The organism is Mesorhizobium sp. WSM4849, assembly GCF_055811385.1.
Genome location: NZ_JBVVPW010000029.1, coordinates 18859 through 35174 on the forward strand (window position 1 = coordinate 18859; position 16316 = coordinate 35174).

13 protein-coding genes and 1 tRNA gene are annotated in these 16316 nt (G+C 62.1%); 2 read left to right on the forward strand and 12 right to left on the reverse strand.

Features of this window, described 5'->3' with window-relative positions:
- Positions 1-11: 11 nt before the first annotated feature.
- Positions 12-482 (reverse strand): 30S ribosomal protein S7, encoded by a 471-nt coding sequence (rpsG, locus tag AC0L3L_RS27100; protein ID WP_008875664.1) that lies wholly within the window; start codon positions 480-482, stop codon positions 12-14.
- A gap of 85 nt (positions 483-567) precedes the next feature.
- A complete protein-coding gene (gene rpsL / locus AC0L3L_RS27105; RefSeq protein ID WP_006333356.1) occupies positions 568-939 on the reverse strand; it encodes a 30S ribosomal protein S12 in 372 nt (123 codons plus the stop codon).
- Between the two features lie 462 nt (positions 940-1401).
- On the opposite strand from rpsL, the gene AC0L3L_RS27110 reads away from it, so the two are divergent.
- Both AC0L3L_RS27110 and AC0L3L_RS27115 read left to right on the forward strand, forming a co-directional pair.
- Entirely contained in the window at positions 1402-1683 is a 282-nt protein-coding gene (locus AC0L3L_RS27110; protein WP_095494988.1) for a transcriptional regulator, read from the forward strand.
- Positions 1684-1848: 165 nt separating this feature from the next.
- Entirely contained in the window at positions 1849-2784 is a 936-nt protein-coding gene (locus AC0L3L_RS27115; RefSeq protein WP_473640022.1) for a Gfo/Idh/MocA family protein, read from the forward strand.
- A 371-nt stretch (positions 2785-3155) separates the two neighbouring features.
- Here AC0L3L_RS27115 and rpoC read toward each other — a convergent pair whose 3' ends face one another.
- From rpoC to AC0L3L_RS27165, 10 genes are all read right to left on the reverse strand, one after another.
- Positions 3156-7352 carry a DNA-directed RNA polymerase subunit beta' gene (gene rpoC / locus AC0L3L_RS27120; protein ID WP_473640024.1) on the reverse strand — a complete coding sequence of 1399 codons (4197 nt, stop codon included), beginning with the start codon at positions 7350-7352 and terminating at the stop codon, positions 3156-3158.
- A gap of 130 nt (positions 7353-7482) precedes the next feature.
- Positions 7483-11619 carry a DNA-directed RNA polymerase subunit beta gene (rpoB, locus tag AC0L3L_RS27125; protein WP_473487414.1) on the reverse strand — a complete coding sequence of 1379 codons (4137 nt, stop codon included), beginning with the start codon at positions 11617-11619 and terminating at the stop codon, positions 7483-7485.
- A 252-nt stretch (positions 11620-11871) separates the two neighbouring features.
- Positions 11872-12249 (reverse strand): 50S ribosomal protein L7/L12, encoded by a 378-nt coding sequence (gene rplL, locus AC0L3L_RS27130; protein WP_023680442.1) that lies wholly within the window; start codon positions 12247-12249, stop codon positions 11872-11874.
- 54 nt (positions 12250-12303) lie between these two features.
- Positions 12304-12822 carry a 50S ribosomal protein L10 gene (gene rplJ, locus AC0L3L_RS27135; protein WP_023798119.1) on the reverse strand — a complete coding sequence of 173 codons (519 nt, stop codon included), beginning with the start codon at positions 12820-12822 and terminating at the stop codon, positions 12304-12306.
- Between the two features lie 414 nt (positions 12823-13236).
- Positions 13237-13935, reverse strand: a complete 699-nt coding sequence (rplA, locus tag AC0L3L_RS27140; RefSeq protein ID WP_095494992.1) for a 50S ribosomal protein L1 — start codon at positions 13933-13935, stop codon at positions 13237-13239.
- 4 nt (positions 13936-13939) lie between these two features.
- The gene (gene rplK / locus AC0L3L_RS27145; protein ID WP_029352163.1) at positions 13940-14368 is read right to left on the reverse strand and encodes a 50S ribosomal protein L11; all 429 of its coding nucleotides are present in this window, start codon (positions 14366-14368) and stop codon (positions 13940-13942) included.
- A 172-nt stretch (positions 14369-14540) separates the two neighbouring features.
- Positions 14541-15068, reverse strand: a complete 528-nt coding sequence (nusG, locus tag AC0L3L_RS27150; RefSeq protein WP_006333333.1) for a transcription termination/antitermination protein NusG — start codon at positions 15066-15068, stop codon at positions 14541-14543.
- Between the two features lie 27 nt (positions 15069-15095).
- Positions 15096-15299 (reverse strand): preprotein translocase subunit SecE, encoded by a 204-nt coding sequence (secE, locus tag AC0L3L_RS27155; protein ID WP_013531408.1) that lies wholly within the window; start codon positions 15297-15299, stop codon positions 15096-15098.
- A 371-nt stretch (positions 15300-15670) separates the two neighbouring features.
- Positions 15671-15746: transfer RNA gene (locus tag AC0L3L_RS27160), tRNA-Trp, on the reverse strand.
- A 35-nt stretch (positions 15747-15781) separates the two neighbouring features.
- Positions 15782-16291: a metal-dependent hydrolase gene (locus AC0L3L_RS27165; RefSeq protein WP_473487413.1), complete on the reverse strand. Its 510-nt coding sequence runs from the start codon at positions 16289-16291 to the stop codon at positions 15782-15784.
- Positions 16292-16316 lie beyond the last annotated feature (25 nt).

The window sequence follows — 16316 nt, forward strand, 5'->3', positions numbered from 1 at the left end:
TCGTTCGCGCTTTACCAGCGGTAGTGCGCGAAGGCGCGGTTGGCTTCTGCCATCTTGTGGGTGTCTTCACGCTTCTTGACGGCGGTGCCGCGGTTGTTGGCCGCGTCCATCAGCTCGCCGGAGAGGCGGTCGACCATCGTGGTCTCGTTGCGGTTGCGGGCGGCGGCGATCAGCCAGCGGATGGCCAGCGCCTGACGGCGCTCGGGGCGTACGTCGACCGGAACCTGGTAGGTGGCACCACCGACGCGGCGCGAACGCACTTCCACATGCGGCGCGACATTGTCGAGCGCCTGGTGGAAGACGGTGACCGGCTCCTGCTTGGTCTTGGACTGGACCTGGTCGAGCGCGCCGTAGACGATGGTCTCGGCAACCGACTTCTTGCCGTCATACATGACGGCGTTCATGAACTTGGTGACGATCAGATCGCCGAACTTCGGGTCCGGGTTGATCTCACGCTTTTCTGCACTGTGACGACGGGACATTTTTTCTCTGCCTCAATTCTGCGTGGTGGCCTGGATCCCGGATCGTCGCTTGGCGCCGTCCGGGATGACCTTGGCTACGCTTCGGTCACTTCGGACGCTTGGCGCCGTATTTCGAACGGCGCTGCTTGCGGTTCTTCACACCCTGCGTGTCGAGCACGCCGCGGATGATATGGTAGCGGACGCCCGGAAGATCCTTGACGCGGCCGCCGCGGATCATCACCACCGAGTGTTCCTGAAGGTTGTGGCCTTCGCCGGGGATGTAGCCGATCACTTCAAAACCATTGGTCAGGCGGATCTTGGCCACCTTGCGCAGCGCCGAGTTCGGCTTCTTCGGCGTCGTTGTGTAGACGCGCGTGCAGACGCCCCGCTTCTGCGGGTTCTGCTGCATGGCCGGGACCTTGTTGCGCTTCACCGGCGCAATGCGCGGCTTGCGGATCAGCTGGTTGACGGTAGGCATTAAACCCTCTTGTCTCTCAATTCCGTGTCTCGCCCGGTCAGGGCCGCTCAAAGCGTCATTTCCATACGCAAATTCGGGCCACAAACCGCGCCTCGCGGTCTTGCCCGAACAAATGGCAGAGGAAGCGGAAACCGCTTCATGCACGCCGGAAATGTCTTTTCGCTCGTAAAACGAACCCTGTTTGAGGCAAACTCCAAAGCGTGTCGCTTCGGAAGGGAGAGCCTCACATCGGTTCTGACTGGGCGGCTTCTACTCGCAAGCCTGTTGCCCGTCAACCCCGGAGCGCCAAATATTACGCTGAAACCGAGGCTTGGCAGCCATGCGAAAGGCGCATGTAATTTTCTTTCGCCATTTTGCAAGAGGAGGGAAGAAAGTGACCGGCTTTCGGCTGTTGCGCGGCCATGCTTCATGCGAAAAAGAGGCATGAACAGCACAAATCCCCTCGCCCGGAGGAATCAGCCCGTGAACGACAATGACGAGCGCCCGGTCACCATCATCACCGGCCGGGCGTGGAAGAGGAAAGACGGCAAGCCGGAAGGCGTCCACGTCATGCTGGTCGCGCCGGACGACGATTCGGCGGTGCGCCGGGCGCTCGAATCGCTCTCGGCCGAAGGTTACGCCGAGGCGGAGCTCGACCAAATCGGCGACCTGGACGGGGTGCCCGACGAAGAGCCGCACCTGTCGGCCTATCAGGGTGCGCTCGAAGGCGAAGTGTCGATCGTCACCTTCGACGTGCCAGTCTGAGGCAGGGCCAGTCTAAGCAGGGCCAGTCTGAAGCAAGGCCAGTCTGAAGCGGGTTCTATCCCGGCCTACCGGGCGAGCCTCCCGCGACTTGCCCGGCATCGGTTCTCTGCTAAGAGAACCAATCGCTGCCAGGAGCAGTGCATTTTCCAATCCGTGGAGTCTCCCATGTCCTCGAACAGCAACCCTATCAAGCTCGGCATCGTCGGGGTGGGAAAGATCGTCCGCGACCAGCACCTGCCAGCCCTGGCCAAGGACCGGGACTACCGCCTCGCCGCCGCCGCCAGCCGGCACGGCAAGGTGGACGGGATCGCAAATTTTCCTGACATCGAGGCGATGCTCGACGCCGTGCCGGAGCTTGAAGCCGTATCGCTCTGCATGCCGCCGCAGTTCCGCTACGACGCTGCACGGACGGCACTCGAAGCGAAAAAGCATGTCTTCCTGGAAAAGCCCCCCGGCGCCACGGTCAGCGAAGTCGAGGACCTGAAAGCGCTGGCCGCGGCAAACGGCGTCTCGCTTTTCGCCAGCTGGCATTCACGCTATGCCCCGGCGGTCGGGGCCGCGCGCGATTTTCTCGGCTCGACCACGATCAGATCGGCTGCCATCGACTGGAAGGAGGACGTGCGCCGCTGGCACCCGAACCAGGACTGGATCTGGGCGCCAGGCGGCTTCGGCGTGTTTGATCCCGGCATCAACGCGCTGTCGATTGCGACCCACATATTGCCGGCGATGTTCATCACCTCGGCAATTCTCGATTTTCCCGAAAACCGCGCCGCCCCGATCGCTGCGCATATCGCCTTCCGCACCTCGAACGGCTTGCCGGTGACGATGGAGCTCGACTGGCGCCAGACCGGCCCGCAAAGCTGGGACATCCTGGCCGAGACGGACAACGGCGCGATGGTGCTTTCCGGCGGCGGCTCAAAACTAGCGGTCGACGGCCGCGTCGTTCACGACGAGCCGGAAGCCGAATACCCGATGCTCTACAGGCGTTTCGCAGAGATCGTGCGCGCCGGCGTTTCCGATGTCGATCTTGCCCCGCTGCAACATGTCGCCGACGCCTTCATGCTGGGTAGGCGCAATGTGGTGGAAGCGTTTTTCGATTAAGCCGCGGAGCTGTAAGGAGTGGCCTTCGCTCCGGTCCTGACCATCTTGCAAGCGTCGCGCCGCCCCTCATCTGGCTGCCGCCATCTACTCCCCGTGAACAGGGAGAAGGACGCCGTCATCAAAGATTTCGCCAATCTCCAGCGTCGCAGAAGAACGCCAAGGCTGCGGCCAGCTTCTTTCTCCCCGTTTACGGGGAGAAATGCCCGGCAGGGCAATGAGGGGCGGCGCCGGACGATCGAAATAAGTCGCGAACGCTCGACGACGCCTCCTCCCACTCCGTCGCCAGCGGCATAAGTTTTCCAGCTTCAACACACAAAAAAGCCGCCGGGTTGCCCCGACGGCTTTGTTGCCTGAGATCTGTTCCGCCGCGCTTACTGCGCGGCGGAAGCCATGTCGGTCAGCATCTGATCGGCGACCTCGACGCCAGACGCCTTGCGGCGCTCGTCGATGATCAACTCGTCGCGCGAGGTGGCGATGCGCCGGATCTGGCTCATCGTGCCGCCGGTGCCGGCCGGGATCAGACGGCCGACGATGACGTTTTCCTTCAGCCCCTGCAGCATGTCGGTCTTGCCGGCAACCGCCGCTTCTGTCAGCACCCTCGTCGTCTCCTGGAAGGAGGCCGCCGAGATGAAGGACGGCGTCTGCAGCGAGGCCTTGGTGATGCCCAGGAGCACCGGCTGGCCTTCGGCCGGCTTCTTGCCGTCCTCGACCAGGCGCTCGTTGACCTCTTCCAGCTCGATCACGTCGACGTGGTCGCCCGGAATGTAGGTCGAGTCGCCCTGCGCAGTGATCTCGACCTTCTGCAGCATCTGGCGAACGATCACCTCGATGTGCTTGTCGTTGATCGACACGCCCTGCAGACGGTAGACCTCCTGGATCTCGTTGACGAGGTAGGACGCAAGCGCCTCCACGCCCTTGATCGCCAGGATGTCGTGCGGCGCCGGATTGCCGTCGAGGATATAGTCGCCCTTCTCGATGACGTCGCCGTCCTGGAGATGGAACGGCTTGCCCTTCGGGATCAGGTATTCGACCGGCTCAAGCGTCGAGTCATGCGGTTCGATGATGATGCGGCGCTTGTTCTTGTAGTCGCGGCCGAAGCGGATCGTGCCGTCGATCTCGGCGATGATGGCGTGATCCTTCGGACGGCGTGCCTCGAACAGTTCGGCAACACGCGGCAAACCGCCGGTGATGTCCTTGGTCTTGGCGCTTTCCATCGGGATACGCGCCAGGACGTCGCCGGGGCGAACCTGTGCGCCCGGCTCGACCGAAAGAATGGCCTCGACCGAGAGCAGGAAGCGGGCGTCGCCGCCCTTCGACAGTTTGCCGACCTTTCCCTTGGCGTCCTGGACGACGATCGCCGGCTTGAGGTCGTTGCCGCGTGGCGTCGAACGCCAGTCGATGACCTCGCGCTTGGTGATGCCGGTCGACTCGTCGGCCGTTTCCTGGACGGAAATGCCGTCGACCAGATCCTCGAACGCCACCTTGCCCTCGATTTCGGTGAGGACCGGGCGGGTATAGGGATCCCACTCGGCGATGCGCTGGCCGCGCTTCACCTTGTCGCCATCGTCCACGAAGATGCGCGAACCATAGGTGACACGGTGCGTGGCCCGCTCCTTGCCGGCTTCGTCGAGGATCAGCACCGCCATGTTGCGGCCCATGACCATCTGCTGGCCGTCGGAGTTGCGCACCACGTTGCGGTTGCGGATCTCGACCTTGCCCTCATACGAGGCTTCAAGGAACGACGAGTCCACCACCTGCGCCGTACCGCCCATGTGGAAGGTACGCATGGTGAGCTGGGTGCCCGGCTCGCCGATAGACTGAGCCGCGATGACGCCGACCGCCTCGCCCTGGTTGACCGGGGTACCGCGGGCCAGATCGCGTCCGTAGCAGACCGCGCATACACCGACCCTGACATCGCAGGTCAGTGCCGAGCGGATGCGGACCGACTGGACGCCGGCCTGTTCGATCTGCTCGACGTCGCGTTCGTCCATCAGCGTTCCGGCCTTGACCAGAACCTCACCGGTGACCGGATGCGTGATGTCGTCGAGCGCCGTGCGGCCGAGAACGCGCTGGCCGACGGAAGCGACGACCTGGCCGGCATCGACGATCGGCTGCATGGTGAGGCCCTTGTCGGTGCCGCAGTCGACGGAGTTGACGATGCAGTCCTGCGCCACGTCGACCAGACGACGGGTAAGGTAACCCGAGTTCGCCGTCTTCAAGGCTGTGTCGGCCAGACCCTTGCGGGCGCCGTGGGTCGAGTTGAAGTACTCGAGCACGGTCAGGCCTTCCTTGAAGTTCGAGATGATCGGCGTCTCGATGATCTCACCGCTAGGCTTGGCCATCAGGCCGCGCATACCGGCAAGCTGGCGCATCTGGGTGGGCGAGCCGCGCGCACCGGAGTGCGACATCATGTAGATCGAGTTCATCGGCTTTTGACGGCCATTGTCCTCGAACTCGACCGCCTTGATGCGGGCCATCATCTCGTCGGCGACCTTTTCCGAGCACTTGGCCCAGGCGTCGACGACCTTGTTGTACTTCTCGCCCTGCGTGATCAGGCCGTCATTGTACTGCTGCTCGTATTCCTTGGCCAAAGCCTCGGTGTCGGAAACCAGCTTGATCTTGGCATCCGGGATCAGCATGTCGTCCTTGCCGAACGAAATGCCGGCGCGGCAGGCGTGGCTGAAGCCGAGGGCCATGATACGGTCGCAGAAAATGACCGTCTCCTTCTGACCGCAATGGCGGTAGACGGTGTCGATCATCTTGGAGATGTTCTTCTTGGTCATCTCCTGGTTGGCGGTCTCGTACGGCACGTTGACGTTCTTCGGCAGAAGCTCGCCGATGATCATGCGGCCAGGCGTGGTGTCGAAGATCTTCGACACGACCTTGCCGTCCGCATCGACCGTGCGGAAGCGCCCCTTGATCTTGGAGTGCAGCGTCACCGCCTTGGTCTCGAGCGCGTGCTGGAGTTCGCCCATGTCGGCAAACACCATGCCCTCGCCCGGCTCGTTCTGGTTGACGATCGAGAGATAGTAGAGACCCAGAACCATGTCCTGCGACGGCACGATGATCGGCGCGCCGGAAGCCGGGTGCAGGATGTTGTTGGTCGACATCATCAGCACGCGGGCTTCAAGCTGTGCTTCCAGCGACAGCGGCACGTGAACCGCCATCTGGTCGCCGTCGAAGTCCGCATTGAAGGCCGTGCAGACCAGCGGGTGAAGCTGGATAGCCTTGCCTTCGATCAGGATCGGCTCGAACGCCTGGATGCCGAGGCGGTGCAGCGTCGGCGCACGGTTCAGAAGCACCGGGTGCTCGCGGATGACCTCGTCGAGGATATCCCAGACCTCCGGACGCTCCTTCTCGACCAGCTTCTTCGCCTGCTTGACGGTCGAGGAATAACCCTTGGCGTCGAGACGGGCATAAATGAAGGGCTTGAACAGTTCGAGCGCCATCTTCTTCGGCAGGCCGCACTGGTGCAGCTTGAGCTCCGGACCGGTCACGATGACCGAGCGGCCGGAATAGTCGACGCGCTTGCCGAGCAGGTTCTGGCGGAACCGACCCTGCTTGCCCTTGAGCATGTCGGACAGCGACTTCAACGGACGCTTGTTGGCACCGGTGATGACGCGGCCGCGACGACCGTTGTCGAACAGCGCGTCAACGGCTTCCTGCAGCATGCGCTTTTCATTGCGCACGATGATGCCGGGCGCACGCAGCTCGATCAGCCGCTTCAGGCGGTTGTTGCGGTTGATGACGCGGCGATAGAGATCGTTGAGATCCGATGTCGCGAAGCGGCCGCCGTCCAGCGGGACGAGCGGGCGCAGGTCCGGCGGGATCACCGGAACCACCTTCATGATCATCCATTCCGGACGGTTGCCGGACTCCATGAAGTTCTCGACGACCTTAAGCCGCTTCAGATACTTCTTCTGCTTCAGCTCGGACGTGGTCGAAGCCAGCTCCGAACGCAGATCGCCGGCGATCTTCTCCAGGTCCATGCCGGCCAGAAGATCGTGGATGGCCTCGGCGCCGATCATGGCGGTGAAGCTATCTTCGCCATATTCGTCGACAGCCATCATGTACTCTTCCTCGCTGAGGAGCTGGTGCTCCTTCAGAGCGGTGAGGCCAGGCTCGGTGACGATGTAGTTCTCGAAGTAGAGAACGCGCTCGATGTCCTTCAGCGTCATGTCGAGCAGCGTGCCGATACGCGACGGCAGCGACTTCAGGAACCAGATATGGGCGACGGGCGCGGCCAGCTCGATATGGCCCATGCGCTCGCGACGGACGCGCGACAGCGTGACTTCGACGCCGCACTTTTCGCAGATGACGCCCTTGTATTTCATGCGCTTGTACTTGCCGCACAGGCACTCGTAGTCCTTGATAGGACCGAAAATGCGCGCGCAGAACAGGCCGTCACGCTCCGGCTTGAAGGTGCGGTAGTTGATGGTCTCCGGCTTCTTGATCTCGCCGAACGACCAGGACAGAATCTTCTCAGGGCTGGCGAGCGAGATCCGGATGGAATCGAACACCTGCGCAGGCGCCTGGGGATTGAAGAGATTCATGACCTCTTGGTTCATGCCGTTCTCCTTTTCGGGGTCCTCGAAAACCCCTTGCATCTAGCGCGGGCCAAACGCCCGCCGACTTGATCGGCCATCGGCCGAAGAATTTGGTGCGTCCGGTCGCGGAAGCCGCGACCGGACGTCTTGCTCACTCGGCCGCGTCGGGCAGCCGAACCGGGTTGTCGTCCAGCTTGGTGTTCTCCAGCTCGACATTGAGGCCCAGAGACCGCATTTCCTTGACGAGAACGTTGAAGCTCTCGGGAATGCCGGCCTCGAACGTGTCGTCGCCTCTGACGATCGCTTCGTAGACCTTGGTGCGGCCGGCGACGTCGTCCGACTTCACCGTCAGCATCTCCTGCAGCGTGTAGGCGGCGCCGTACGCTTCGAGCGCCCAGACCTCCATCTCGCCGAAGCGCTGGCCACCGAACTGCGCCTTGCCGCCCAGCGGCTGCTGGGTAACGAGCGAGTACGGCCCGATCGAACGCGCGTGGATCTTGTCGTCCACAAGGTGGTGAAGCTTGAGCATATATATGTAGCCCATTGTCACTTTGCGATCGAACGGTTCGCCGGTGCGTCCGTCATAGAGCTGCGACTGGCCGCTGGTGTGCAGGCCCGCCTGCTCCAGCATGATGTTGATGTCGGCCTCGTGCGCGCCGTCGAACACCGGTGTCGCGATGGAGACGCCGCGGCGCATCTGCTCGCTGAGGCGAACGACGCTCTCGTCGTCATAGTCGCGGATCGGCTCGTTGCGGTCGTTGGCCGGCATGAAGCTCTCGAGCGTCTTGCGCAGCGGCTTGATGTCGCCGGCGGTCTTGTAGGCGTCGATCAGATCGCCGATCTTCCTGCCCATTCCGGCGCAAGCCCAGCCCAGATGCGTCTCCAGGATCTGGCCGACATTCATGCGGCTCGGCACACCCAGCGGGTTGAGCACGATATCGGCATGCGTGCCGTCCTCGAGGAACGGCATGTCCTCGACCGGAACGATCCGCGACACGACACCCTTGTTGCCGTGCCGGCCGGCCATCTTGTCGCCAGGCTGCATCTTGCGCTTCACGGCCACGAAGACCTTGACCATCTTCATGACGCCGGGAGGCATCTCGTCGCCGCGCTGCACCTTCTCGACCTTGTCCATGAAGCGCTGTTCGAGCGCCTTCTTGGAATCGTCGTACTGGCCACGCAGGGCTTCCAGTTCGCTCTGGAGCTTTTCGTTCTCCACCGCAAACTGCCACCACTGCGAACGCGGATACTCGTCGAGCGTGTCCTTCGACAGCTTCGAGCCTTTCTTGAAGCCCTTCGGCCCGGCAATCGCGTCCTTGCCGACGAGTACGTCGGACAGGCGCGAATAGACGTTGCGGTCGAGGATCGCCTGCTCGTCGTCGCGGTCCTTGGCGAGGCGTTCGATCTCCTCGCGTTCGATCGCCATGGCGCGCTCGTCCTTCTCCACACCGTGGCGGTTGAAGACGCGCACTTCGACGACGGTGCCGAAAGTTCCGGGCGGCATGCGCATGGAGGTGTCTCGCACGTCCGATGCCTTTTCGCCGAAGATGGCGCGCAGAAGCTTTTCTTCCGGCGTCATCGGGCTTTCGCCCTTCGGCGTGATCTTGCCGACCAGGATGTCGCCCGGCTGCACTTCCGCACCGATATAGACGATGCCGGCCTCGTCGAGGTTCTTCAGCGCTTCTTCCGAGACGTTGGGAATGTCGCGCGTGATCTCCTCCGGCCCGAGCTTGGTGTCGCGCGCCATGACCTCGAACTCCTCGATGTGGATCGAGGTGAAGACGTCATCGGCGACGATGCGCTCGGACAAGAGGATCGAGTCCTCGTAGTTGTAGCCGTTCCACGGCATGAACGCGACCAGCACGTTGCGGCCGAGCGCCAGATCGCCGAGTTCGGTCGACGGACCGTCGGCGATGATGTCGCCCTTGTTGACCCGGTCACCCATGCGCACCAGCGGACGCTGGTTGATGCAGGTGTTCTGGTTCGAACGCTGGAACTTCATCAGCCGGTAGATGTCGACGCCCGACTTGCCGGGATCGAGATCTTCCGTGGCACGGATGACGATGCGCGTCGCGTCCACCTGGTCGACGATGCCGCCGCGGCGGGCGCCGATGGCGGCGCCCGAGTCACGGGCGACGATCGGCTCCATGCCAGTGCCGACAAACGGCGCTTCGGCGCGCACCAGCGGCACGGCCTGACGCTGCATGTTCGAGCCCATCAGGGCGCGGTTGGCGTCGTCGTTCTCGAGGAACGGGATCAGGGCCGCGGCCACCGACACCATCTGCTTCGGCGACACGTCCATCAGATCGACGTTTTCGCGCGGCGCCATCATCACTTCGCCGGCGTTGCGGCAAATGACGAATTCGTCGACGAAACCACCATTCTTGTCGAGCTCGGCATTGGCCTGCGCGACGTGGTGCTTGGCCTCTTCCATCGCCGACAGATAGACGACCTCATTGGTCAGCTTGCCGTTGACGATCTTGCGGTACGGGCTCTCGATGAAGCCGTACTTGTTGACGCGCGCGAAGGTGGCCAGCGAGTTGATCAGACCGATGTTCGGGCCTTCCGGCGTCTCGATCGGGCAGATGCGGCCGTAATGCGTCGGGTGCACGTCGCGCACCTCGAAGCCGGCGCGCTCGCGGGTCAGACCACCGGGTCCAAGCGCCGAGAGACGGCGCTTGTGGGTGATCTCCGACAGCGGGTTGGTCTGGTCCATGAACTGCGACAGCTGCGAGGAACCGAAGAACTCGCGCACGGCGGCAGCCGCCGGCTTGGCGTTGATCAGGTCCTGCGGCATCACCGTGTCGATCTCGATCGAGGACATGCGCTCCTTGATCGCGCGCTCCATGCGCAGCAGGCCGACGCGGTACTGGTTCTCCATCAGCTCGCCGACCGAACGCACGCGGCGATTGCCGAGATTGTCGATGTCGTCGATCTCGCCCTTGCCGTCACGCAGTTCGACCAGCGTCTTGACCACGGCCAGGATGTCGTCCTTGCGCAACACGCGCACGGTATCCTCGGCCTTGAGCTCGAGGCGCATGTTCATCTTGACGCGGCCGACGGCCGACAGATCATAGCGCTCGCTGTCGAAGAACAGCGAGTTGAACATGGCTTCGGCGGTTTCGAGCGTCGGCGGCTCGCCGGGGCGCATGACGCGGTAGATGTCGAACAGCGCGTCCTGGCGGCTCTCGTTCTTGTCGACGTTGAGCGTGTTGCGGATATAGGCGCCGACATTGACGTGGTCGATGTCGAGAACCTTGATCTCGTCATCGCCGGCGCTGAGAAGCACCTTCAGCGTCTTTTCATCGATCTCGTCGCCGGCTTCGAGGAAAATCTCGCCGGTCGCGTAGTTGACGATGTCCTCGGCAAGGTAGTTGCCGAGCAGATCCTCGTCGGTCGCCTTGATCGCCTTGAGACCCTTTTCGCCGAGCTGACGGGCCTGGCGGGCAGTTATCTTCTTGCCGGCTTCGACCACGACCTCATTGGTGTCTGCATCGACCAGGTCGCCAACCGCCTTGAGGCCGCGGAAACGCTCGACGTTGAACGGGATGCGCCAATGGTCGCCGGCGCGCTTGTAGGTGATCTTGTTGTAGAAGGTCGACAGGATCTCCTCGCCGTCCATGCCGAGCGCCATCAACAGCGACGACACCGGAATCTTGCGGCGGCGGTCGATGCGGGCGTGCACGACGTCCTTCGAGTCGAACTCGATGTCGAGCCACGAGCCGCGATAGGGGATGACCCGCGCGGCAAACAGCAGCTTGCCGGACGAATGCGACTTGCCCTTGTCATGGTCGAAGAAGACGCCCGGCGAACGGTGCATCTGCGAGACGATGACACGCTCGGTGCCGTTGACGATGAAAGTGCCGTTCAAGGTCATGAGCGGCATGTCGCCCATGTAGACGTCCTGCTCCTTGATGTCCTTGATCGACTTGGCGCCGGTATCCTCGTCGATATCGAACACGATGAGGCGCAGCGTCACCTTGAGTGGCGCGGCATAGGTCAGGTCGCGCTGACGGCATTCGTCAACATCGAATTTCGGTGCTTCGAACTCGTACTTCACGAATTCCAGCATCGAGGAGCCGGAAAAGTCGGAAATCGGGAACACCGATTTGAAAACCGCCTGCAGTCCCTCGTCAGGACGCCCGCCCTTGGGCTCCTCGACCATCAGGAACTGGTCATAGGATGCCTTCTGAACCTCGATCAGGTTCGGCATCTCCGCAACTTCCGGAATCTTTCCGAAGAATTTGCGTACGCGTCTGCGGCCATTGAAAGTTTGTGTCTGGGCCATCGTCGCTCCTTAGCTCGATTCTCGGGGCGAGCCTCGCCGCGGCTCGCCTTGCATTCTCGGCCACCTCGGCGGCGGCCCTTATTTGTTCACCCGCCACCTGACGGTGGCCGGCCAAAACGGGAGAAAACCCGTTTCCTGAAGGCCGATGCACGGCCCTCAGGAAAGAGGTTTTCGTACTCTTCGCGTTACGCAGCCTCCCTTTGCGCCAAGGGAGTGGCGGACGGCGCGAAGCCGCCCGCCGATATCAAACGCTTACTTCAGTTCGACCTTGGCGCCGGCTGCTTCCAGCTGGGCCTTGAACTTGTCCGCGTCGGCCTTGGAAACAGCTTCCTTGACCGGCTTCGGAGCCGCCTCGACCAGGTCCTTGGCTTCCTTGAGGCCAAGACCAGTGATGGCGCGAACTTCCTTGATGACGTTGATCTTCTGAGCGCCCGCCTCGGTGAGGACGACGTCGAATTCCGTCTTTTCCTCGACCGGAGCAGCAGCAGCCGCGGCACCGCCAGCGGCGGCAACCGCCACCGGAGCAGCAGCGGAAACGCCCCACTTTTCTTCCAGAAGCTTCGACAGCTCGGCCGCCTCGAGGACGGTCAGCTTCGAAAGGTCGTCTACGATCTTTGCCAGATCAGCCATTGCAATATTCCTTCATAAGGTTCGAACGTGTGTTTGTGATAGCGAGGAACGGCCTCATGCCGCCTCGTCCTTCCGGGCGTAAGCGCCGATGACACGCGCGACCGAAGCCGCAGGCGCATTGACGATCTGGGCGATCCGGGTTGCCGGCGTGGCGATCATGCCAACCAGCCTGGCGCGCAGCTCATCGAGCGACGGAAGTGTGGCGAGTGCCTTCACACCGTCGGCGTTGAGCGAGGTGGTGCCCATTGCGCCGCCGAGAATGACGAGCTTGTCATTTCCCTTGGCGAAATCGGACGCGACCTTCGGCGCCGCAATCGGATCCTCCGAATAGGCGATCAGCGTCTGTCCCTTGAACAGGTCGATGATCGATGCGGAGTCCGTGCCCTGAAGAGCGATTTTGGCGAGACGGTTCTTCGCGACTTTGACGGTGCCACCGGCGACACGCATTTTCGACCGAAGGTCGTTCATTTGCGCGACGGTGATACCGGCGTAGTGGGCCACGACGACTGAACCAGCGCCCGAAAACGCTTCATTCAGGCCCGTGACGAGTTCGCGTTTTTCCGCTCTGTCCACTGCCTATCTCCAGTTGACCCCAATCCTGTTAACGGGAACATTCCCATTACGAGGACAGGCGTCGGGTTGCCTTTTTGCCGGTCGGGCCATCCAGTAACGGATCTCCCGAACGACGCTCGAGGATCCTGCCCCCTTTCGCCACACCAGCCGGCAAGCCGAATGGTGCGCAGACAAAAGGCAAACACGGTTCGAACCTTTCATTGGAGCAGTCGCTCCGTTGTCCGGTCTTCACCCGTCTCATGCAGGCCCACATGAATTAAGGCCCCCCTTGAACTAAGGCTTGGGGCCGCCCGCAATCTCGGACAGGATGTCCGGAAGCCTTCCGACTTCCGGTACCGGGCCGCCAAGATAAGTCGGAGGCCCGGAATTCTGTTTGCGGATCAGCCCTTTAGCGGCCGATCCAAATAGTTCGTATCAGGACGCCGCCAGCGTCGAGACGTCGAGCTTGAGGCCCGGGCCCATCGTCGAGGTGACCGACACCTTCTTGACGTAGTTGCCCTTGGCACCAGCCGGCTTGGCCCTGTTCACCGCGTCGGCGAAGGCGCGGACGTTCTCTTCCAGCGCCTTGACGTCGAACGAGATCTTGCCGACGCCGCCATGAACGATGCCGGCCTTCTCGACGCGGAACTCGACCGCGCCGCCCTTCGACGCCTTGACGGCGGCGGTAACGTCGGTGGTGACAGTGCCGACCTTCGGGTTCGGCATCATGCCGCGCGGGCCGAGCACCTTGCCCAGACGGCCGACCAGCGGCATCATATCCGGCGTGGCGATGCAGCGATCGAAGTCGATCGTGCCCTTCTGGACGATGTCGACCAGATCCTCGGCGCCAACGATATCGGCGCCGGCCGCCTTAGCTTCCTCGGCCTTGTCGCCACGCGCGAAAACGGCGACGCGGACGGTACGGCCGGTGCCGTTCGGCAGATTAACCACGCCACGGACCATCTGGTCGGCATGGCGCGGGTCGACACCCAGGTTCATCGCGATTTCAACGGTCTCGTCGAACTTCACCGAGGACCGGTCCTTGAGCAGCTTCAGGGCATCACCCAAGGCATAGGCCTTGTTGGGATCGATGCCTTCGCGGGTCTTCGATACACGCTTTGCAATCTTTGCCATGATCTCAGCCCACCACTTCCAGACCCATCGAGCGGGCGGAGCCCTCGACCATGCGCATGGCCCCCTCGATATCGGTCGCGTTCAGATCCTTCATCTTCTGCTCGGCGATGGCGCGCACCTTGTCGCGGCCAATCGTGCCGGCCTTGACCTTGCCCGGCTCCTTCGAGCCCGACTTCAGGTTCGCGGCCTTCTTCAGGAAGTAGCTCACCGGTGGCGTCTTCATGACGAAGGTGAACGACTTGTCCTGGTAGTAGGTGATGACGACCGGAATCGGCGATCCCTTTTCCATTTCCTGGGTCTGCGCGTTGAACGCCTTGCAGAACTCCATGATGTTGATGCCGCGCTGACCAAGCGCCGGTCCGATCGGGGGCGACGGCGTCGCCGAGCCCGCGGAAACCTGGAGCTTGAGCTGGCCTGCAATTTTCTTAGCCATCTCTTTCCTGCCTTTATCTCATGCCGGCCCCACTATCTGGGCAACACCGGCGGTTGCAGTCTGGTGGTGCGGTTCCTGCGGCCGGCTAAAGCCGCATTCGCCTCCCACCCGTTTTGGCCGCGATTTCCACGCCGCCTCCCCTCACCGCCGCATGGGCGACAAGGATTTCGGATCAGCCTTTTTCGACCTGTCCGAATTCGAGATCGACCGGCACGGCGCGCCCGAAGATCGAAACTTCCACCTTGAGCCGCGCCCGCTCCTCGTCCACTTCCTGGACAAAACCGTTGAACGACGCGAACGGACCGTCCGAGACGCGGATCGCCTCGCCGATCTCGAAAGTGACCGACGGCTTCGGCCGCTCGACGCCTTCCTGCACTTGGTTCAGGATGCGCTGCGCCTCGGCCTCGGTGATCGGAACCGGCTTCGAGTCACCCAGAAAGCCGGTGACCTTCGGCGTGTTCTTCACCAGCGAGAACACCGCGTCGGTCAGGTTGGCCTTCAGGAGCACGTAGCCCGGGAAGAACTTGCGCTCGGCATCGACCTTGCGGCCGCGGCGTATCTCGACGACCTTCTCGGTCGGCACCACGATCTGCTCGATGTCAGCGGACAGGCCCTTCTGCTTGGCCTTGTTCTCGATGTCCTCGGCGACCTTTTTTTCAAAGTTCGAATAGGCGTGGACGATGTACCACCGCGCAGTCATCTCAAGACTTCTCCGTAATCGCCGGACTTAGCGTCCAATGCCCAGAATCTGCTCGACCGCGAGGCCCATGAGCTGATCGGCAGTAAAGAAAAAGATCATCGCGATCACAGCGAACGCCAGAACCATTACCGTCGAGATCATCGTTTCGCGCCGCGACGGCCAAGTCACCTTGGCGGTCTCCGCGCGAACCTGCTGGAGAAAGACGAAAGGATTTGTGGTTTTCGAAGCCATGTGCCGCCTGTCTGCGAGACCCGTTGACCGGATCTCCTGGATGATCCCGCTGGCCGGGATGTGCCGCCTGAGCCTGTGTTCGCGCCGAATCAGCGCAATCATTTCGCCCATGCAAATCGGACGCGTAAAGCCGGATTCCCAGCTCCACGCGTCGCGTGTCTGTTTCGTCTACATAAAACCGATTCTTGATCCACGCAAGTGGCAAGTGTCCGCTTTATGACAAACGCCGCATCGGAACCATCCAGTCGTCCCGTCCCGGCTATGGGCGCTCTTATGCCTCAAAACAGCCTATATGGCAAGCCACCGCGCGATTTTCAAAAGGCCGATGCGTAGAAGATCAGACATTTTCATGAATTGGCCATTTCGAAAAATGGCACGGGCAGCAGGGCTCGAACCTACGACCTGCGGTTTTGGAGACCGCCGCTCTACCAACTGAGCTATGCCCGTATCGCGCGCTGCTATTTCATAAAGCGGACAAGAACTCAAGTCGAGTTTTTAGGCGTGGCCGCGACGAGCTGCGATCGTCGAAATCCGAGGGCCAGCGCCCAGGCGCATATGAGAAGTTCGAGAGCAAAAGTCCAATGCAGCATGAAGCTCATGACCCAATTGCGGTACATGGCCGGAACCGTGACGAGTTCGAGCGCATGCCGGTCGAACGGCATTAGCCACATTATAGGCGAGGCCACGCTGTCCAGGATCATATGCATCATTGCGGCGGCAAAGAAGGCGCCGACTGGGGCCAGATATCGCTGATCACGCCATCTCGCGAGCGACAATGCCACAAGGCCGGCCGCTGCCCAGAAGAGCGGCCAATGCGTGATGTAGGCGTGGTGATGGGTCTGGCGGCCATCGACAAAATGGAAGTAGAGCATGTCGATATCCGGGAAGACGCTGCCGAGCATAGCCGCCGCCATGATCCCCGATCTGCCGGGCCAACGGTTTCGCGCGAAAGTACCGAGTATGTAGCCAGCCGGAAGATGAGCGATCAGCATCACCAAACCTCGTTCATTGCCGAAT